At 71.4% G+C, this 18,654-nt stretch carries 16 protein-coding genes and 1 pseudogene; 8 read left to right on the forward strand and 9 right to left on the reverse strand.

All coding sequences use genetic code 11. The features are described 5' to 3' along the window. The first annotated feature begins 4 nt into the window (after positions 1-4). Complete coding sequence (locus tag ACWCPW_RS33795) at positions 5-709, forward strand: maleylpyruvate isomerase N-terminal domain-containing protein (protein WP_449765374.1); 705 nt, start codon at positions 5-7, stop codon at positions 707-709. Positions 710-873: 164 nt separating this feature from the next. On the opposite strand, the gene ACWCPW_RS33800 is transcribed toward ACWCPW_RS33795, so the two are convergent. Both ACWCPW_RS33800 and ACWCPW_RS33805 read right to left on the reverse strand, forming a co-directional pair. Further along, positions 874-1,638: a lysophospholipid acyltransferase family protein gene (locus ACWCPW_RS33800; RefSeq protein ID WP_449765375.1), complete on the reverse strand. Its 765-nt coding sequence runs from the start codon at positions 1,636-1,638 to the stop codon at positions 874-876. A 70-nt stretch (positions 1,639-1,708) separates the two neighbouring features. After that, entirely contained in the window at positions 1,709-2,446 is a 738-nt protein-coding gene (locus tag ACWCPW_RS33805) for a TetR/AcrR family transcriptional regulator (protein WP_449765463.1), read from the reverse strand. A 229-nt stretch (positions 2,447-2,675) separates the two neighbouring features. On the opposite strand from ACWCPW_RS33805, the gene ACWCPW_RS33810 reads away from it, so the two are divergent. After that, positions 2,676-4,217: an APC family permease gene (locus tag ACWCPW_RS33810; RefSeq protein WP_449765376.1), complete on the forward strand. Its 1,542-nt coding sequence runs from the start codon at positions 2,676-2,678 to the stop codon at positions 4,215-4,217. After that, positions 4,214-5,983: an amidohydrolase gene (locus ACWCPW_RS33815; protein ID WP_449765377.1), complete on the forward strand. Its 1,770-nt coding sequence runs from the start codon at positions 4,214-4,216 to the stop codon at positions 5,981-5,983. Before ACWCPW_RS33810 ends, ACWCPW_RS33815 begins: the two co-directional genes overlap by 4 nt. Before the next feature lie 143 nt (positions 5,984-6,126). Here ACWCPW_RS33815 and ACWCPW_RS33820 read toward each other — a convergent pair whose 3' ends face one another. Beyond that, on the reverse strand, positions 6,127-7,089 hold the full coding sequence (locus ACWCPW_RS33820; RefSeq protein ID WP_449765378.1) for a helix-turn-helix transcriptional regulator: 963 nt from the start codon (positions 7,087-7,089) through the stop codon (positions 6,127-6,129). A gap of 209 nt (positions 7,090-7,298) precedes the next feature. Between ACWCPW_RS33820 and ACWCPW_RS33825 the strand changes: the two genes are divergently transcribed. After that, complete coding sequence (locus tag ACWCPW_RS33825; protein ID WP_449765379.1) at positions 7,299-8,207, forward strand: dienelactone hydrolase family protein; 909 nt, start codon at positions 7,299-7,301, stop codon at positions 8,205-8,207. A 46-nt stretch (positions 8,208-8,253) separates the two neighbouring features. Here ACWCPW_RS33825 and ACWCPW_RS33830 read toward each other — a convergent pair whose 3' ends face one another. Beyond that, a complete protein-coding gene (locus ACWCPW_RS33830) occupies positions 8,254-8,751 on the reverse strand; it encodes a nuclear transport factor 2 family protein (RefSeq protein WP_449765464.1) in 498 nt (165 codons plus the stop codon). Between the two features lie 30 nt (positions 8,752-8,781). Further along, a pseudogene (locus tag ACWCPW_RS33835) lies at positions 8,782-9,267 on the reverse strand (hypothetical protein); the annotation flags it as partial. A gap of 62 nt (positions 9,268-9,329) precedes the next feature. On the opposite strand from ACWCPW_RS33835, the gene ACWCPW_RS33840 reads away from it, so the two are divergent. Then, the gene (locus tag ACWCPW_RS33840; protein WP_449765380.1) at positions 9,330-10,352 is read left to right on the forward strand and encodes a helix-turn-helix transcriptional regulator; all 1,023 of its coding nucleotides are present in this window, start codon (positions 9,330-9,332) and stop codon (positions 10,350-10,352) included. An 869-nt stretch (positions 10,353-11,221) separates the two neighbouring features. On the opposite strand, the gene ACWCPW_RS33845 is transcribed toward ACWCPW_RS33840, so the two are convergent. The 3 genes from ACWCPW_RS33845 to ACWCPW_RS33855 form a co-directional block, all read right to left on the reverse strand. After that, positions 11,222-11,734, reverse strand: a complete 513-nt coding sequence (locus ACWCPW_RS33845; RefSeq protein ID WP_449765381.1) for a GNAT family N-acetyltransferase — start codon at positions 11,732-11,734, stop codon at positions 11,222-11,224. Beyond that, on the reverse strand, positions 11,731-12,102 hold the full coding sequence (locus tag ACWCPW_RS33850; protein WP_449765382.1) for a VOC family protein: 372 nt from the start codon (positions 12,100-12,102) through the stop codon (positions 11,731-11,733). Before ACWCPW_RS33850 ends, ACWCPW_RS33845 begins: the two co-directional genes overlap by 4 nt. Before the next feature lie 134 nt (positions 12,103-12,236). Further along, positions 12,237-12,704 carry a MarR family winged helix-turn-helix transcriptional regulator gene (locus tag ACWCPW_RS33855; RefSeq protein WP_449765383.1) on the reverse strand — a complete coding sequence of 156 codons (468 nt, stop codon included), beginning with the start codon at positions 12,702-12,704 and terminating at the stop codon, positions 12,237-12,239. A 724-nt stretch (positions 12,705-13,428) separates the two neighbouring features. Between ACWCPW_RS33855 and ACWCPW_RS33860 the strand changes: the two genes are divergently transcribed. Continuing rightward, positions 13,429-14,076: a nitroreductase family protein gene (locus tag ACWCPW_RS33860; protein ID WP_449765384.1), complete on the forward strand. Its 648-nt coding sequence runs from the start codon at positions 13,429-13,431 to the stop codon at positions 14,074-14,076. Positions 14,077-14,120: 44 nt separating this feature from the next. Here ACWCPW_RS33860 and ACWCPW_RS33865 read toward each other — a convergent pair whose 3' ends face one another. Continuing rightward, positions 14,121-14,720, reverse strand: a complete 600-nt coding sequence (locus ACWCPW_RS33865; RefSeq protein WP_449765385.1) for a TetR/AcrR family transcriptional regulator — start codon at positions 14,718-14,720, stop codon at positions 14,121-14,123. Between the two features lie 238 nt (positions 14,721-14,958). Between ACWCPW_RS33865 and ACWCPW_RS33870 the strand changes: the two genes are divergently transcribed. Both ACWCPW_RS33870 and ACWCPW_RS33875 read left to right on the forward strand, forming a co-directional pair. After that, the gene (locus ACWCPW_RS33870) at positions 14,959-15,885 is read left to right on the forward strand and encodes a zinc-binding dehydrogenase (RefSeq protein WP_449765386.1); all 927 of its coding nucleotides are present in this window, start codon (positions 14,959-14,961) and stop codon (positions 15,883-15,885) included. Positions 15,886-17,507: 1,622 nt separating this feature from the next. Beyond that, positions 17,508-18,269 carry a globin domain-containing protein gene (locus tag ACWCPW_RS33875; protein WP_449765387.1) on the forward strand — a complete coding sequence of 254 codons (762 nt, stop codon included), beginning with the start codon at positions 17,508-17,510 and terminating at the stop codon, positions 18,267-18,269. The last annotated feature ends 385 nt before the right edge of the window (positions 18,270-18,654 follow it).

Below are 18,654 nucleotides of genomic sequence, written 5' to 3' on the forward strand. Positions count from 1 at the left end.
GACGATGGCGCGAGGCGCCACGACGACGAAGACGGCGCCGGCCGCCCAGGGCTGGCCCCAGTTGGTCATCCGAGCGACCGAGGTCTGCGTCGCGGCCCTCACCCGAGCCGCGGCGGAGACCGGCGCGGGCGCCGCCGAGGGCGTCCCCGCCGAGGCCGATCATCCTGCGGCCGTTCACCCCGCGGCCTTCGACCCCGCCTGGGGCCGACCCGCCGACGGCGAGCGGTCCTGCCGGCAACTGCTCGACCACCTCGCGCTGGGCCTGGTCGGCTACACGGGCCTGCTGATCGCCCGGCCGACCGACCGCTACATCACGCTGTTCGCGTCGCTCGACCCGGCGGCCCCGATCGTCGCGTGCCTGGACGGCCTGGGGATCGCCGGCACCGTACTCGCGTCGACCGTGCGCGACACCCCGCCCGAGGTCCGCGCCTGGCACCCCTGGGGCCACTCGGATCGCATCGGGTTCGCCGCGATGGGCGTGGTCGAACTGCTCCTGCACACGTACGACATCACCCGCGCGCTCGGCCAGGCCTGGTCGCCGCCGGACGAACTCGCCACCCCGGCGCTCGCCCGGCTGTTCCCGGACGCGCCGACGGGGACGGGCGACGCCCCGGGGGACGTGCTGTTGTGGTGCACGGGTCGGGGCGACCTGCCGGGCCGGCCGCGGGTTCCGGCCGGCGAATGGCAGTGGCAAGGCTCGGTTCGCTGAGGAGGAAGGGCCGCGTTCGCTCGAACGCGGCCCGGTTCGGCGCGGCGGGGCACGGCACGGCCGGATCCGTTGGGGTGGGGCGGCCGGGTTCGCCGGAGCGCAGTCGGGTCAGCCGGGTCACGGCCGGGTTCGCCGGGTCGCGGCGTCGGCCGAAGGGCTCGGGCTCAGACCTCCGCCGGCGTCTCGTTGTACACGCCCGCGTAGTCCTGACCCGACAACTTCTGGATCGCTTCCATGATCTCGTCGGTGATCTCGCGCCGCGCCCGGGCCACGTCCGTACGTCCGAAGTGGCGCGAGAAGTCGAGCGGCTCGCCGAAACGGATGAGCGCGCGCGGCGACAACCTCGGGATGTTCGAGCCGATCGGCTGGACCCGGTCGGTGTCGATGATGCCGACCGGCACCACCGGGCACCGGGCGGCCAGCGTGAGCCACGCGACCCCGGTCCGGCCCCGGTAGAGCCGGCCGTCCCGAGAGCGGGTGCCCTCGGGGTAGATCCCGAACGCGTCGCCGCGTTCGAGCACCGAGAGCGCCGTCTCCAGGGCGGCCTTCGCCGCGCTGTGCGCGCCTCGGGGCACCGGGACGGCGCCGATTCCGGAGAAGAAGGCATTGCTGACCCGGCCCTTGAGCCCGGGGCCGTCGAAGTACTCGGCCTTCGCGAGGAACGACACCTTGCGCGGCATGACCACGGGGATCGCGACGCTGTCAACGAACGACAGGTGGTTGCTGGCGATGATGACCGGGCCGGTCATCGGTACGTTCTCGCGGCCCTCGGTACGCGGGCGGTAGATCGCCTTCGCGGTGGGCGCCACGACGCCATGCATGAACTTGTCGATCAGCACGGATCCCCCGTGGGAGTGGGTGAGGTCTGGAAACACGCGCCACCTTATCGAGTCTGCGGCACCCCCTACGACACACGTACCCACCTGCATTGTTGACGTAGCGTCAAATGTTCGTCACGGCACCGATCGTGGCGATCGGTGACGCTGTGTCCGACCGCTTTCACACCCGTCGGGCGAGCGATTCCAGCAGCAGGTCGAGCACATCCTCGAAGGGGCTGCCCGACATTCCCTGGGCCAGGTGCCGGCGGACCGTACCGATGGCCGGATAATCCGCGCCGGACAACCTGTTGTACGTCTCCTCCCAGGAGCGGTCGTCGGCCTCGCGCACCTCCGGCGCGAGCGCGGCGAAGGACGCCTCCAGGGCCGCGTGCGCGAGCACGGTGTCGATGAACACCCGGTAGTAGCGCACCGCGTCGGCGGGGGAGAAGCCCGCCGAGAGCAGCAGGGCCACGCCGATCTCCACGGCCCGGAACTCGTTGTGTCGCCGGGTCACCCGGGACGCCGCGACCGCGGCCACGCGCGGGTGCCGCAGGTAGCCGTCGCGGACCCGCAGGCCCAGCTCGCGCAGCGAGGCCACCCAGTCCGGGCCCGGCCGATAGCCGGCCAGCGTCTCGCCGATCAGGAAGTCGGCGATCGCGAGCAGCAGGTCGTCGGTGCCGCGGAAGTATCGGTAGATGGCGGTGGGGTCACACCCGAGCGCGGCACCGAGCTTGCGCACCGTCAGCGCCTGCGCACCGTGGTGTCCGATCAGGCGTACCGCACAATCGACAATGACATCCTCGGACAAAACGCTGCCCGACTTGGTCGGCCTGCGTCGGCGACGTTCACCCACCACGCGGGCGGCGCGGTCCGCGGGGTCCGCGCGATCGACCCGGTTCGCACTGTCCGGGCCGTCCAGGCCGTCCGGGCCGTCTACACCGTCCACACCGTCCACACCGTCCACACCGTCCACACGATCCTCCGAAGCTTGTCCCGCTGTCCCGCTGCCCGCCACTGCCTGCCCGCCGAAGTCCCGCGTGCCGGCGTGTCTGCGCCACACCTTATGTCAACACCATTGACGTAATTCTGACGCAGGCTGTTTCATCGGCGTCCACCCCCTGTCCGCTTTAGCCTCCCTGGGAGCGCCGATGTCCACGAACCTGCCACGGGACGATCAACCGCCCGCGCTGCGCAAGTCGCTCGGTGTCGTCGACGGCATCGCGGTGGCCGCGTCCAGTACGGCGGCCACCACCAGCATCGGCGTCGGCATGGGCAGCCTGGCCGCCACCGTCGGGTTGGCCACGCCGGCGATCATCCTGATCGCCTTCCTGCCGATGCTCGGCATCGCCGGAGCGTACGCCCGACTCAACCGGGTCGAGCCGAACTGCGGCAGCGGCTACGTCTGGGTCGGCAAGTCGATCGGCCCGTGGTCCGGCTTCCTCACCGGCTGGGTCGCCCTCGCCGGATCGATCATCTTCCTCGCCTACACCAGCGCGATCACCGGCTCGGTGCTGCTCCAATTCGCCAACAAGGCCGGTTGGCACGAGTTCGCGGGGCTGGCCCTGGATCCGAACTCGACCAAGCTCAGTACCGTCCTGGGCCTGATCGTCCTGGTGGTGGTCACCGTGCTCGCGATCACCGGCGTGCACCAGGCCACCCGGCTGCAGACCTTCCTGCTCGTCTTCGAGTACGCGGTGCTGCTGGTCTTCTGCGTCTGGGCGATCGCCTCCGGTGACCAGCCGTTCTCGTTCTCGTGGTTCAACCCGTTCGAGATCGACTCGGCCTCGGACTTCGCCCAGGGCCTGGTGCTCGCGGTGTTCTTCTTCTGGGGCTGGGACGCGGCGTTCAGCGTCACGGAGGAGACGAAGAACCCCGAGGACTCGGCCCGAGGCGGGCTGATCGCGCTGTTCGTGATGCTCGGCATGTTCCTGCTCGGCGCGATCGCCTTCCAACGGGTGATGACCGCCCCGGAACTGGCCGAGAACGGGCCGCAGGGACTGACCTTCCTGGGCGCCCACCTGGCCGCCGACCCGTGGGCGAGCCTGCCGCTGCTCGCGCTGATCTTCTCCGCGATCGCGTCGTTGCAGTCCGGCGTCATCCCCACCGCGCGCGGCATGCTCGCGATGGGCCGCGACCAGACGCTCGGCAAGGTGTGGACCCGGATCCACCCGACCTTCGGATCGCCCGCGATCGGCACGGTGCTGATCATGGCGATCGCCGCCGGCACCGCCGTACTGGCGATCGGCATCCCCAAGCTCAACGACATGATCCTGGCCGCGGTCAACTCGATCGGCCTGATCGTGGCGTTCTACTACGGCCTGACCGCGATCGCCTGCGCGGTGCGGTTCCGGCCGACGCTGCGCACCGACCGGCGCGAGGCGGTGCGCGCCGTGGTCATCCCCGGGGTGAGCGGATGCGCGCTGCTGGGCGTCGGCGCGTACCTCGCCTACGACTACCTGACCATGAGCGACAGCTTCGAACTCAGCCCCGACAACGGCTGGTTCATGTTCTCCGTGCCGACGGTGGTGATCCTCACCGGCCTGGGGTTCGCCGCCTACGCCAAGTACGTGCGCAAGTCGGCCTACTTCGAGACCGGTCGGGGCACCGACGGCGACTCGATCGAACTGCCGATGGACCGCTACAACGACGCCGCCGACTTCGACGCCTTCAAGTCCAAGGAAAACGCATGAGCACCACCGAGCAGCACACCGTTCACACCGTTCACACCTCCACGACGGTGCCCGCGGCGGTTTCGACCGCGGTGCCCGCCGCTGTCTCCGCCGTGGTGCCCGCCGCTGTTTCGACCGCGGTGTCCGCTCCCGTCTCCGCCGGCGCGGACGTGGTCTTCACCGGCGGCGCGGTGTACACGGTCGACGCCGCGCGCAGTCGGGCGAGCTCGGTGGCCGTGCGCGACGGGCGGATCGTCGCGGTCGGGCACGACGAGGTGCGCGCCTTGATCGGCGCCCGTACGGAGGTCGTCGACCTCGCGGGGAAGCTGCTGATCCCGGGCTTCCAGGACGCACACGTGCACCCGGTGGGCGGCGGCGTGGAGATGGGTCAGTGCGACCTGTCCGAGCACGAGACGCTCGCCGAATACCGGCAGGCCGTGCGGGCCTACGCCGACGCCCACCCGGATCCGGAGTGGATCACCGGCGGCGGCTGGTCGATGGAGGCCTTCCCGGGCGGCCTGCCGCACCGGTCGATGCTGGACGAACTGGTCTCCGACCGACCGGTGTTCCTGCCCAACCGGGACCACCACGGCGCGTGGGCCAACAGCCTGGCGCTGCGCCTGGCGGGCATCACCCGGGACACCCCGGACCCGGCCGACGGCCGGATCGAGCGCGACGCGGACGGCGAGCCGACCGGTGTGCTCCAGGAGGGCGCGGCGGACCTGGTCGGCCGGCTGCTTCCCTTGCTCACCGCCGAGGACCAGGTGGCCGGCCTGCTCCGGGCCCAGCGGTTGTTGCACTCGCTCGGCGTCACGGCGTGGCAGGACGCGCTGCTCGGCGCGCACGCCAACATCACCGACGCGAGCGCCGCGTACCTGACGGCGGCGGACCGAGGGCAGTTGACCGCGCGTGTGGTCGGCTCGCTGTGGTGGCAGCGGGACCGCGGGATCGAGCAGATCGAGGACCTGCTGGCCCGACGCGAGGCGGGTACGCGGGGGCGGTTGTCGTGTACGACCGTCAAGATCATGCAGGACGGCGTCGCGGAGAACTTCACCGCCGCGATGCTCAGCCCGTACCTGACGGCGTGCGGATGCGCGTCCGACAACAGCGGGATCAGCTTCATCGAGCCGCAGGCGCTGCGCCGGTACGTCACGGCGCTGGACGCGCACGACTTCCAGGTGCACTTCCACGCGCTGGGCGACCGTGCGGTCCGCGAGGCGCTGGACGCGGTGGCCGCGATGCGCGCGGCGAACGGGTGGAAGGACACCCGGCCGCACCTGGCCCACCTCCAGGTGGTGCACCCGGCGGACATCGGCCGCTTCCGCGAACTCGGCGCGAGTGCGAACATGCAGGCGCTGTGGGCCGCGCACGAGCCGCAGATGGACACGCTGACCATCCCCTTCCTGGGCGCGGAGCGGGCCGCATGGCAGTACCCGTTCGGCGAACTGGCGCGCAGCGGTGCGACGTTGGTCGCGGGCAGCGACTGGCCGGTGTCCAGCCCGGATCCGATCCAGGGCATCCACGTCGCGGTGAACCGGCGGATCCACGGGTCGGATTCGCCGGCGTTCTTCCCGGAGCAGCGGCTCGACCTGCACACGGCGCTGGCGGCGTACACGGCGGGCAGCGCGTACGTGAACCACCTGGACGACACCGGAAGCATCGTGGTGGGCAACCACGCGGACCTGGTGGTGCTCGACCGCGATCCGTTCGCGGCGCCGGAGAGTGAGATCGGGGCTACGCGGGTGGTGGAGACGTTCGTGGGGGGTGAGCGGGTGTTCGGGGCGTAGGGGGTGGGCGTGCGCGGTGGGGCGGTGCTGATTGGGCGGGTCGGGGGCGGGGCTTGTCACCTACGTGGGTGACGAGTGGCGGGCCTTGTCACCCACGTGAGTGACGAGGCCGGTGCCGGTGCCGGTGCCGACTGTCGGCTCGGTCAGCGCGTGTCGTCGGCGTTCTGCGCTCTGCGCTCGGTCTCGCGGACGCGCTCGGCCTCGCGGACGAGTTCGGTCTCGTGGACGAGCTCGGTGATCCGGGCCTGGTGCTGTGGGTCGGCGGTGAAGGTGACGAGTTTCTGCTCCGGGTCGTCGGCGACCCGCAGGACCACGTGGGTCAGGTCGAGGCGGCCCAACCTCGGGTGGTACAGGCGCTTTCGGCCGGAGGACAGGTCGCGCACGTCGTGTCGGGACCACCACGCGTCCGCCTCCGGACCGGCGGCGCGCAGGCGACGGATCAGGTCCGCGAAGGCCGGATCACCCGGACGGCGGTCGGCGGCGGTCCGGAAGCGGGCCAGGGCGCCGGCGGCCTCGCTCTCCCAGTCGACGAGGCGGGTGCGGGCTTCGGGGGCGACCAGGGTCCACCACACGATGTTGCGTTCCTCGGGCGGCAGGCGCGGCCAGTCGGCCCACAGGACGCGGGCCGCGCCGTTGGCGGCGAGCACGTCGAAGCGGCGGCCGGTGACGTAGGTCGGATGCGGGTCGAGGCGGTCGACCAGCGCCGCCACCGCGGGGTCGAGAACCTCTTCGAGCCCGTCGGGGCCGTCGGCGCGGGCGGTCGCTGGTACGCCGTGGGCGAGCCGGATCAGGTGGGCGTGCTCGGCCGGGTCCAGCCGCAGCGCGGCGCCGAGCGCGTCCAGGACCTGGCGGGAGGGATGTACGTCGCGGCCCTGTTCGAGGAACGTGTAGTACGTGGTCGAGATCGCCGCGAGGCCCGCGACCTCCTCACGGCGCAGGCCGCCGGTGCGGCGGCGGGTACCCGGCGGCAGACCGACGTCGGCCGGTCGCAGCCGAGCGCGGCGCGAGCGCAGGAAGTCGGCGAACTCGCGGGTGGGGCGGTCGGGAGCGCGGCGATTGGGCGCGGGGTGCTCTGGAGCGGGGTGGCGGTCCGGCGTCGCGGGCATCCTGGGGGGTTCCTTGATAAAGCTTCGGTCGGGGTCGGGGCAGGGTCGGGGTTGGTGGCGGTGGCGGGTTGGGGTCGATGCCGCTTCGGGGGTGGGCTCGACGTCGGGTCGGTTCGGTATGGGTCCCGGGGCGGATGGATCCTGGTACCGGTGTTACCAGTAAAGACGACGCATGGATGCCGGAGTGGAACGGATCTACGGTCGCCGGCATGAGCAAAATCGTCACCGAGTGGATCGAGATCGACGTACCCGACGCGGCGGCGCCGATGTCGGGGTACCTGGCCCGGCCGAGCGCACCCGGACCGCGTCCGAACGTGCTCGTGGGGTTCGAGATGTTCGGCGTCACCGGCTATGTGCGGGGTGTCGCCGACACGCTCGCGGGACTCGGCTTTCGAGCCCTGGTACCGGACTTCTACCATCGGGCGGGCCACCGGATCGAGTTGCCCGCCGACCCCGACGGTCGGGCTCGGGGGCTCGAACTGGTCGGCGGGTTGACCCGAGACGGCGTGCGTGACGATGTCACCGCGGCCATCGCGGAGTTGGGCCGACGGTTCGGCGACGCCGTGCCGACCGCGATGCTGGGGCTGAGCGCGGGTGGGCACATCGCCTACTACGCGGCGACGCAGGTGCCGTTGGCGGCGCTGGTCGTGTTCTATCCGGGTTGGCTGACCGGCGGCGAGATCGCGTTGGGGCGCCCGGAGCCGACGGTGGAGCTGACTCCGCTGACGGCCCGGCACGACACCTCGGTACTGGTGCTGATCGGCGCGGACGACCACCTGTACACGGCCGACCAGCGGGAGTCGATCGCGAGCCGGCTGGCCGAGTCGGGCGTGCGGCACGAGTTCGTGGTGTACCCGGACACGCCGCACGGCTTCTGCTGCCCGGAGCGCGACACGTACCGTCCGGCGGCTGCGGCGGATGCCTGGTCACGGGCCACGGCGTTGTTGGGGGAGATGCTGGAGGGCCAGGGTCCGGCTCAAGGGTTGGGTCCTGTACGGGGATCCCGGCCGGTCGGGCGGCGGGGTGCGTGGCGGGACGGCGCGTGGCGGGGTGGTGCGTGGCGGACGGCGCGTGCCGGGGGTCGGGCGTCGGGCGTCGCGGGGGAGGGCGCGGTGTGAGTGCCGCCGACCGTGCGGGTTGTCAGGGGGTCAGAGCGTCAGGGCGTCAGGGCATCGGCGTCGGGGCGTCGGTCGGTCGGTTGCCGGTGGTGTGGGCGCGGGCCACGGTGAGGCTGTCCTCGTATACGTGATAGCGGTTGATCAGGCCCGCTTCGACGGTGACGTGGACCGCGCACATGGCCCGGTAGGCCGTTCCGGTGGGCGCGGCGGTGCGGCGGATCTCGGTGAGCAGGACCGCCTCGGGCCCGTCGAGCAGGATCCGCAGGTCGGGCCCGGCGGTGGGGCCGCCGGCGTCCGCGTCGGCGTCCGCGTCGTGGTCGTCGGTGTGCGCGGCGGCCAGTTCGCGAAAGTGCGCGGCGACGTCGGCCCGGGTCGAGCGCGACCGGATCCACGGCGTCGCCGGGTGGCCCTCGGCCGGCCAGTCGAGCAGCCAGTCCACCCGGTCGGCGAACAGTTCGGCGATTCGGTCCGGATCGCCCGAGCCCACCCGGCGGACGAACTCCGCGACCACGGCGCCGGTGCCGGGCGTCGGATCGGTCGGCACGGTGAACTGCCGGTCGTGCCGGATCCGGCCGTCCGGGCCGAGTCGGACCACCATGCGCCCGGTCCACGCGACATCACCGCCGGCCGCCGGGAGCATGTACGTCGTGAAGGTGATCGTGCCGTTGTGGCCGACCGCGTCCTCGGCGGAGCGGAAGACGAACCCGCCCTCGGCGACCAACTGCTCGTACGCCTCGGTGACCCGAGCCAGCAGCGCCTCGTGCCCGACGTACCGCCCGGACTCGATGGTCTCGACTCCGTCCGGTGCCCACAGCGCCACCACGGCGGCTCGCCGGGCGGCCGGGTCCGGTTCGTTCCACACGGCTACGTAGCGGTCGACGAACTCGTCGATGTCGATGTCGATGTCGGCGTCGAGGTCGGTGTCTCCGTCGGTGTCGAGGTCGGTGTCGGTGTCGGTGTCGAGGGGGGCGAGGGCCTCGTCCGTGGCGGTGGCGGCGGCGCCGGTGCCGGGCGCGGGGGTGGGGGCCGAGGCGATGTCGGTGGGGTGGGTCGCGTTCATGGTCGGACCGTAGGCGGACTCCACTGACACGGTATGTCAGTGGAGTTCGGCAGACTGCGCGCATGCGGGCGAGTCGGCTGGTCTCCATCCTGTTGTTGTTGCAGACCCGGGGTCGGGTCACGGCTCGGGAGATCGCCGACACCCTGGAGGTCTCGGTGCGCACGATCTACCGGGACATGGAGTCGCTGAGCGCGGCCGGGGTGCCGTTGTACGCGGATCCGGGCCATCGCGGCGGGTACGAACTGCTCGACGGCTTCCGCACCCGACTGACCGGGCTCACCACCGGCGAGGCCGAGTCGCTGTTCCTCACCGGCCTGCCGACCGCCGCCGCCGACCTGGGTCTGGGCTCGGTGCTGACCGCCGCGCATCTCAAGCTGATGGCGGCGCTCCCCGCCGAACTGCGCGATCGTGCCGGGTGGATCGCCGAGTGCTTCCATCTCGACGCGCCGTCCTGGTACGGCGCCGCCGATCCCACGCCGCACCTGGCCGAGGTCGCGGACGCGGTGTGGAACCGCCGGCGGTTGTGGATCCGCTATCTCCGCTGGGCCGAGCCGAGCGAGACCACGCGGGTGGTCGATCCGTACGGCGTGGTGCTCAAGGCGGGCGCCTGGTACCTGGTCGCCGCACACGCGGAGTCGGCCGAGGGTGGCGGCCCGCACGGCGTCGGGGCGCGGGAGGCGATCCGTACGTACCGGGTGTCCCGGATCCTGGATGTCGAGGTGCGATCGGAATCGTTCGAGCGGCCGGCCGGGTTCGCCTTGGCGGCGCATTGGCAGGACTACCTGGACCGGTTCGACCGCCGCCGGCTCCGCGCGTCGGCGACCGTACGGATGTCGCCGATCGCGATGGACCGGCTGACCCACCTGCTGGAACCGGCCGTGGTGCACGCGGCCCGGGCGAGCGCGACCCGGCCCGACGCGGACGGCTGGGTGGAGGTGGTCGTCCCGATCGAGTCGGTCGAGCAGGCGATCACGGCGCTGCTGCCGTTCGGCGGCGAGGTGGAGGCGCTCGAACCGGCGGAACTGCGGGTCGGGATGCGGACGGCGGTGACGGCGTTGGCCCGGCTGTACGGGGAGGGAGGGTGAGTCGGGGGCCGGGCGGTCTTGTTGCCGTGGGTGGGCGTGGGCGTGTGCGCGGTCGGGTGGGGTGGGGGCCGCGTGGCGGTACGTGGCGTCGGGCGGGGTGGGGTGGGGTCACGTGCGCATGTGGCCGGATGTGCGCGGGGGTTGATGGTGCTTTTTGTGATGATGAATCCGGATAGTCGTTGCTCGCCAAGCGGATGGAGAGCTTCCGGAAATTGCATTCTTTGCCGTAGCTATAGGAATCTCGGAGGTCGCATGACAGTTCGACGGGCAAAATCAAGCCTTTGCCCGTGGATCATGAGGGCTCCGGACGCGGTGCGCACGTAGCCACGTGATCGACGGGATCGAGGCGACGAGGGGTCACCAGATCGCGTGGTTGGACGCCTGGGTGATCAAATGTCCGAGTGACTCTGCGGGGCGCACGTCCGATTCGCCCGCGTCCCGCAGTCGGCCCGATCCATCGGGCCGGGCCAGGGCCCGTCCTTCCCGATCCCGCCGCGTCGCGCCCGGCGGGATCGGGGGACGGGCTCGGGTGTGCTTGGCGTCATCGCGCGTGGGGGTACACCCCCGGGCCCAACGCACGGGACCAGGCCACCTCGCGGTCGAGTTGCCCGGTGGTGCGAAACAGGCAGACCTGATGGGTCGGGCAGACCCGATGGGTCTCGGCCGGTACGGTCGCGGGTCGGGCTCGGGTGGCGGGCTCGGGTGGCGGGCTCGAAGCCCAACTTCGGCCACAACGGTCGCGGTCGGCGACTGAGCAGCCAGGCCCGACGAGTGCCGGCGCCGGCGGCCCGGTCGAGCGCGTTATCCCGCCGCGTCGCGCCCGGCGGGATCGGGGGCGGGCTCGGGGGCGGGCTCGGGTGTGCTTGGCGTCAGCGCGCGGGCGCATGCCCCAGGCTCAACGCGCGGGACCAGGCCACCTCGCGGTCGAGTTGCCCGGTGGTGCGAAACAGGCAGACCTGGTGGGTCTCGGCCAGCACGGTCGCGAGTCGGGTTCTATCGGCCGGCTCGAAGCCCAACTTCCGCCAGAACGGCCCGGATCGACGACTGAACAACCAGGCCCGACGAGCGCCCGCGACGGCGACCCGGTCGAGCGCGTAGCGGGCCAGATCGAGACCCAGGCCCTGCCCCCGAGCGGCCTGATCCACCGCGACGCTGCGGATCAACGCGTGATCGCCGGCGGCGGACAACTCGAACCCGGTACTGCCGCGCACGATGCCGGCGGCGTCCCGGAGCAACCACAGGCGCACGGTGGGCGCGTCGAGGCCGCTGAGGGTGAGGTCGGCCCGGACCAGGAAGTCGTGCAGGTCGGGCAGGTCGGCGGAAGTGAGCGGCGCGAGGGCGGCCTCGGTGCCCACTTCGTCCTCGGCGCGGTTCGTCGTCATCGGCCGAGGAGACAGAAGGAGTGGCCCGCCGGATCGGCGTACACCCGCCAGCCACGAGGGTCGATGCGGAGCAACACGGCGCCGAGTCCGAGGACCTGCTCGTGCGCGTCGTCGAGGTTCGGGACGTCCACGTCGAGGTGGAACTGCTGCGGATGCGCGGCGTCGGGCCACCGCGGCGGCCGGTAGTCGGCGACGCGCTGAAACGCCAACACGAGCCCGGCCTCGGTATGAACGGTCGCGAAGTCGGCGCCGACCGCCCACCGCGGATCGGGTCGATCGACGGCGCCACCGAGCAGCGCCGCGTAGAACCGGGCGAGTTCGTGGACGTCCGGGCAGTCCAACACGACGCACTGCAACCTGCCGACCATCGGCGTCCTTCCGATTCTTCCGGCTCTTCCGGGTCCTTCCGGTCCTTCCGGTCCTTCCGGTCCTTCCGGTCCTTCCGGTCCTTCCGGTCCTCCCGGTCCTTCCGGTCCTTCCGGTCCTCCCGGTACTTGTTGTCCTACTTCGCGAGGAGTTTGCCGAGGAGGGTGGTCAGTTGCCGGCGCTCGGCGGCGGTCAGCGCGGAGAAGCTGCTGTCGAGGAAGTCGGGGATGTCGCGCTCCGCGTCGGTGAGTACGCGGGTGCCGGCGGCCGTGATCGTGACGGCGTACGCGCGGCGGTCGACCGGGTCGCGGTCACGGCGGACCAGGCCGGCCTTTTGCAGCGAGTCGACGATGCCGACCATGACGCTGCGGTCGATGCGCAGTTCCTCGGCCAACGCCTGCTGAGCACTAGGCCCGACGGCGTCGAGCATCTTCAGGACCAGGTGCTGACCTACGCCCACCTCTTGGCCCGCGGCGTGCGTGTCGGCCGCGCGAGCCATCGCGGCGGCGGCGCGGCACAACGCGATGTCCACACGCTCCTCGGCGAGCCGCGCGAAGTAGTGGGGTTTGGCCTGGGTGGTGTGCTCGGCAGCGGCCTTCTTCATGCCGCAAGGCTATCGCATGCCGAAAGATTGTTTGACGCAAGACGATCTGTAGGCATACGTTTTCCATCAATCATCTGTGCCAAGATCATCTGTATGGAATCATTCTGTGTCCAACTCATCTGCATCCAACCCGTCTGTACTCAACTCGTCTTAGCGCAACGCATCTGGGCGCAACGCATCTAGCGCAACTCGTCTGCGCCCGAATCGTCCGCGCCCGAATCGTCTGGGCGCAAAGCGTCTGGGTGTAAAGCGTCTGTGTCGGACCCGTCTGCGCTCAACTGGTCTGCGCGCAGCGCATCTGCGCCGACTCGTGTGCATCCAACTCGCCTGGGTGCAGCGCATTTGCGCCCAGCTCTTCGGCGTTCAGTTCGTCTGCGCTCAATGCGTCCGCGTCCAACTCGTCTTGGCGCAACTCGTCTGCGCCCGAATCATCTGGTTGCAAAGCATCTGTGTCCGGCATATCTGCGCTGAAGGCATCCGCATTCGACTCGTCTTACCTCAAATCATCTGTAACTAACGTATCTACGTTCCAATCGTCTGGGTGCAAAGCATCTAGATCCGACTCATCTGCGCCCAACTCGTCTGCGTCCGACTTATCTGCGCCCAACTCGTCTGCGCGCAGCGCATCTGCGCCCGACTCGTCCGTCTCCGAACCATCTGTGGCCAACTCGCGGGCGGAGTGCTCTCCCGCGCAGGTTGGTTCCCCCCTCGAAGGAGTTTGATCATGGCCGTTCTTTCTCTCTCGCCCGACGAACTGCTCAGCACCACAAGGGCCGTGCGGTTTCGGCTGGATCTGGAGCGGGAGGTTGACCGGGGGTTGATCGAGGAGTGCGTCGAACTCGCGCTCCAGGCCCCGAATGGTCGCAACCGACAGCGCTGGAGCTTCGTCGTCGTCACTGACCCCGAGCGGCGGCAGGCCGTGGCCGACCTGGTGTGGAAGGGCCTGCGCGAGGTGCCGGGTACGCCGGTGCCGGCGGCGGATGCGGCGCGGGCGTGGGCGAATCCGCGGTCGATGCAGCGGGTAATGGCGGGCGCGGGCTATCTGTTCGACCACCTGCACGAGGTGCCGGTGCACGTGATTCCGTGCATCGCCGGTCGTACGGACGCGGTCGGGGTGCCGGAGCAGGCCCGGACGTGGGGTTCGGTGCTGCCCGCGGTGTGGAGCTTCATGCTTGCGGCGCGGGCCCGGGGGCTCGGTACGACGTGGACCACGCCCGACCTTTTCTACGGCCCCGAGGGCGCCCGACTGCTCGGGCTGCCGGCCGACGTGATGCCCGTGGCGCTGATTCCGCTGGCGCACACGATCGGAACGGACTTCAAGCGGGGCCCGCGAGTACCGAGTTCGGAGGTGCTGCATTGGGACGCGTGGTGAGTGGCCCGGGCGCCGACGCGGGCCGGGGCTGGGCGGGCTCGGCCCTAACCCGGCCGGGCGGCGTGGGTGGCCGGGTGTAGGAGGGCTGCGGTGAGGGAGCGGACCGATGTGGTGAGGCGGGCCGGGCCGCCGTTGTCGGTGATGTGGCGGACCAGGTCGGCGTCGAACATGCCCAGGAGGGTGTGGGCGACGAAGTCGACGTCCAGGTCGGGATGGGATTCGGCGAGCAGGCCGGTGATGTGGTCGTGCCAGCGCAGGTAGGTGGGGTCGGCGTACTTGTCCTCGGCGCAGGCGCGTTCGTGGGCGGCCAGCAGGACGATGTTGCCGGCGGCGAGTTCGGCGAGGGCGTCGAGGAAGGCCGGCAGGCGTACGTCGGCCGGAGCCTCCGGGCCCAGAGGCGGCGGGCCCGTGACGATCGCCTCGCTGAGCAGGCGGGCGCGTTCCTCCAGCAGCGCGCGCAGTAGGCCCGTGCGGTTGCCGAAGCGGCGGAACACCGTGCCCTTGCCGACGCCCGCCGCCGCCGCGACTTTGTCCAGCGAGACGTGCTCGAAGCCGTGTTCGGCCAGGAGGTCCTCGACGGCGCGCAGGATCGCACGGCGGTTGCGCGTGGCATCGGCGCGTTCGTGGACCGGCTGGGACGACACGGGGCCTCCTTGAACAATCGGACTGTCGGTCCGTATATTACCCGAGAGCCATCCGGACTGACAGTCCGTATGGCGAAGCAGCGTGCTGCGCGCGGCCGGTGCCGGTCACCGATCGCCGGACTGCCCGGCGACCCGGCGACCTTGGCGACCCGGCGTCCCGGGTGACCGGGTGACCGGGGCGCCGGGACGTCGGGCTCATCCGGCTCGGCCGTCGGATCGATCAATTGAGGGAGCGGATATGACTGTTCGTGCGCTGGTCGTGGATCCCGAGGCGCCGGCCGGGGTCCGGGTGACGGAGATACCCGAGCCGGAACCGGGGCCCGGGCAGGTCCTGATCGACGTGCGGCACGTGTCGGTCAACCATGGCGATCTGCGTACGGACGTGCGTCCGGCGGGTACGGTGCTCGGCTTCGACGCGGCGGGCGTGGTGGTGCGGGCGGCGGCGGACGGCGGCGGGCCCGCAGTGGGCAGTCGGGTCGTGGCGTGTACGCCGGGTGCTTGGGCGCGGCGGGTGGCGGTCGACGTCGACGCCTTGGCGGAACTCCCCGACTCGGTGGCCTCGGAGACCGCCGCGGCACTGCCCGTGGCCGGCGTCACGGCGTTGCGGGTACTGCGGGAAAGCGGTCCGGTGGCGGGTCGACGTGTCCTGATCACCGGTGCGTCGGGTGGTGTCGGGCGCATGGCGGTGCAACTCGCCGCGCGGGCAGGCGCGTACGTGATCGCCTCCGTCGGCGCGCCGGAGCGTGCCGCCGGCCTGGTCGACCTCGGCGCGGCCGAGATCGTCACCGGCCTTGAGGGGATCGACGAGCCGTTGGACCTGGTGCTCGACAACGTCGGTGGGCCGCAACTGGTCGCCGCGTGGGGGCTGTTGGCGCCCGGAGGTGGTATCCGAAGCATCGGTTGGGCCTCGGGGGAGCCTGCGGTGTTCCCGCCGTATTCGACGTTCGCGCTCGGAGCGACCCGGACGCTGAGTTCGTTCGGCGACGCGAGCAGTCCGGGAGCCGATCTCGCCACGCTGGTCGCACTGGTGGCCGCCGGGGAACTCGTGGTCGAGGTCGGCCTGCGCGAGCCGTGGGAGCGGGTGGCGCGAGCCTTCGAGGCCCTCGCGGGCCGACGCGTCGCGGGCAAGGTGGTGCTCGACGTCGGGCCGAGCGCGACGGACTGAAGCCTCGCCGACCGCGCACGCGGCGAAAGCAGCGCGGCCCGCCGGCGAGGGCGCCAGGAAACACACCGGCCGCGACGCGGGCTGGATGCCGCTTGCCCGACGGGGTGTTCGGCCGGAGTCCTGCGCCGGACCGAGTGCTTGGCCGGACTTTCACGCCGGACTGGGTGTTCGGCCGGAATCCCACGCTCGACCGAGTGTTCAGCCCGACTCGCACACCCGGCCGGTCGGGGTCGTGCAGCGACGCGGGCAGGTTCCTGCCCTTGGCCCGGCGGGGTTCTTGCCCCGGCTTGGCTGGGCTTCCGCGTCCGTTCGGCCGGACTTCTGTACTCGCACGGTCGGGCTCGTGATCCCGTTCGGGCGGGCTCTTGTTCTCGGTGGAGCGTCGCCCCCGGTTCGGCCGGGCTTGTGCCACGTGGTCGGCCGGGCTCCTGCTCTCGCGGGGGCAGGCTCTTGCCCTCAGGTCAGCGGGTCTTGGTACCCGCTTCGGACTCCCGCGCCCGGTCGGCCGGACTCCTGCGCCATCTTGGCCGGGCTCCCGCGCCCCGGCCGGCCGGACTCCGGCGCCTGTTTGGCCGGGCTCCCGCACCGGGTCGGCTGGGCTTTTGGACCGGCTGGAGCGGCTCTTGTTCTCGGTGGGGCGAATTCTTCCCCCGGCTTGGCCGGGCTTTGGCCTCCTGGTCGACCGGGCTCCTGCTCCCGCTCGGCCGGACTCCCGCATTCGCGTGGTCGGGCTTTGCACCGACGTGTGCAGGCTCCTGCTCTTGGCTGGGCTGGTTCTTGCTTCCAGTTCGGCCCAGTTCTTGCATTCGTGTGGTCGGGCCCCTGCTCCCACGCGGCCGGGTCCCCGCAGCCGTGTGGCCGGCCTCTTGCTCCCGCCCAGGCCGGCTCTTGCTTGCCTCGGTGGGGCGGGTTCTTGCCTCCGGCTCGGGCTCCCGCGCCCGCCCGGCCTGACTTTCGTGTTCGGTCGGCCGGGCTCTCGTACCTGTTCGAGTGGGTCCTGTGGTTGGTGGGGCGGGCGGGTTCTTGTCTTCCAGCTTGGATGGGTTCTTGCCGCCCGTTTGACCGGGCCCGTGTTCGGTCGGCTGGGGCTGTTGCAGCTATTCGGGCAGGATCCTGCGGTCGGTTCGGCTGGTTCTTGCCTCCTCCCATTCAGCCGGGCTCCCGTGCTTGGTTCAGACGGACTCCCGTACTCGGCCGGGCACTTGCACCGACGGGGGCGGGCTCCTGCCCCGCTTGGCCGGGCTCCCGCGCCCGGTCGGCCGGACCCCCGTACTCGCTCGGCTGAACCCGTGCCGTCCGCTCGGGTGGGCTCCTGCCCCCGGCCCGGGCTTTCGCCCCCCGCCCCGGGCCTTCGCCCCCCGCTCGGGCCGGTGCCCGCCCCGAGCCCCGCCCCACCCGGTTGGGCTTCCCCCGTCAGGGGATTCGGTTGCGTTGGGCTGGGTGAGCAGACCCCCGCCGCCCGGCCCGGGCACTCCTCCATCGGGGCTTCGGTCGTGTGTCGGGTTGGGGGAGGGGATTGGCTTACGCGGTTGGCGAAATCGGCTTGCGTCGATGATCGCCGGGCGGGCGATCATGCCTATGGTTGACGCGATCGAACCAGCGTCTTGCATGGGGGACCGTTCATGATCGTCGAATACATCCGCTACACGATTGCCGAAGCGGACGGCACCGAGTTCGAGGCCGCGTACGCCCGTGCGGCCGAGTCGCTCGCGGCGGCGCCGGAGTGTGTGGACTACGAGTTGAGCCGTTGTCAGGAGGAGCCGTCCGCGTACATCCTGCGCATTCGCTGGACCTCGACGGACGCGCACCTGAACGGCTTCCGCAAGGGTGAGCACTTCGGCGCGTTCTTCGCCGCGATCCGCCCGTACGTCATCGCGATCGAGGAGATGCGGCACTACGCGGTGACCGACGTGGTGGGTAAGGGCGGTTCGACTCCGTCGCTGTACGAGTGGGCCGGCGGGGCGCCCGCGTTCGAGCGGCTCTTCGGCACGTTCTACGAGCGGGTGGCCAAGGACGAGATCCTCGCCCCGGTGTTCGCGGAGATGGACTCGCACCACGCCGAGCACGTGGCGTCCTGGCTGGGTGAGGTGTTCGGCGGGCCGTCCCGCTACAGCACCGAGTTGGGCGGGCATCGGCACATGGCCTCGAAGCACCTCGGCCGGGGGATCACCGAGACGCAGCGGCGCCGATGGGTCGCGCTGCTGCTGGAGACGGCCGACGACGTGGGCCTGCCCGCCGACCCGGAGTTCCGTGGCGTGCTCGCGTACTACCTGGAGTGGGGCACCCGGATGGCGATCATCTACTCCGGCCCCAACCCGCCGCCGCTGCCGAACACCCCGATGCCGCGTTGGGACTGGGGCCAGACCCCGCCCTACCTGGGCTGAGCAACACAACGGATCGGGCCCGCGCAGGGCCCGATCCGGCCTTGCGGCCTCGCGCCGGCCTTGCGCAGATTGCCGCCTTCTGCCGGCCGCCAAGGTGCCGAGAGGCACGTCGATGTCGCGCCGCCTTCACGCCACGGACGGGTCGTCGCCGTGTCACGGCCGCCTCCTCCCGGGCCGGCCTGGGCGCCCGACCGCCTCGCCACGGTCGGGCCTCCGCCGTGCCGCTGCGGTGCTGCCGTCACGTCGTCGCCGCGCTGCCGCCGCATCTCACCCCCGTATTCCCACCCGCGCATCGTGCCGCACCGCACCGCACCGCACCGCACCGCACCGTGCCGCACCGCACCGCACCGCACCGCGCCGTGCCGCGCCGCGCGCCGCGTTGCGT

The organism is Embleya sp. NPDC001921, from assembly GCF_053594475.1.

Bases quoted from the DNA above. Each gene is read 5' to 3' on its own strand.
- ACWCPW_RS33845 (WP_449765381.1), bottom strand. From the start codon at position 11,734: ATGACGACGAACCGCGCCGAGGACGAAGTGGGCACCGAGGCCGCCCTC.
- ACWCPW_RS33825 (WP_449765379.1), top strand. From the start codon at position 7,299: ATGAGCAAAATCGTCACCGAGTGGATCGAGATCGACGTACCCGACGCG.
- ACWCPW_RS33795 (WP_449765374.1), top strand. From the start codon at position 5: ATGGCGCGAGGCGCCACGACGACGAAGACGGCGCCGGCCGCCCAGGGC.
- ACWCPW_RS33870 (WP_449765386.1), top strand. From the start codon at position 14,959: ATGACTGTTCGTGCGCTGGTCGTGGATCCCGAGGCGCCGGCCGGGGTC.
- ACWCPW_RS33860 (WP_449765384.1), top strand. From the start codon at position 13,429: ATGGCCGTTCTTTCTCTCTCGCCCGACGAACTGCTCAGCACCACAAGG.
- ACWCPW_RS33850 (WP_449765382.1), bottom strand. From the start codon at position 12,102: ATGGTCGGCAGGTTGCAGTGCGTCGTGTTGGACTGCCCGGACGTCCAC.
- ACWCPW_RS33855 (WP_449765383.1), bottom strand. From the start codon at position 12,704: ATGAAGAAGGCCGCTGCCGAGCACACCACCCAGGCCAAACCCCACTAC.
- ACWCPW_RS33815 (WP_449765377.1), top strand. From the start codon at position 4,214: ATGAGCACCACCGAGCAGCACACCGTTCACACCGTTCACACCTCCACG.
- ACWCPW_RS33875 (WP_449765387.1), top strand. From the start codon at position 17,508: ATGATCGTCGAATACATCCGCTACACGATTGCCGAAGCGGACGGCACC.
- ACWCPW_RS33810 (WP_449765376.1), top strand. From the start codon at position 2,676: ATGTCCACGAACCTGCCACGGGACGATCAACCGCCCGCGCTGCGCAAG.
- ACWCPW_RS33840 (WP_449765380.1), top strand. From the start codon at position 9,330: ATGCGGGCGAGTCGGCTGGTCTCCATCCTGTTGTTGTTGCAGACCCGG.
- ACWCPW_RS33820 (WP_449765378.1), bottom strand. From the start codon at position 7,089: ATGCCCGCGACGCCGGACCGCCACCCCGCTCCAGAGCACCCCGCGCCC.
- ACWCPW_RS33800 (WP_449765375.1), bottom strand. From the start codon at position 1,638: ATGCAGGTGGGTACGTGTGTCGTAGGGGGTGCCGCAGACTCGATAAGG.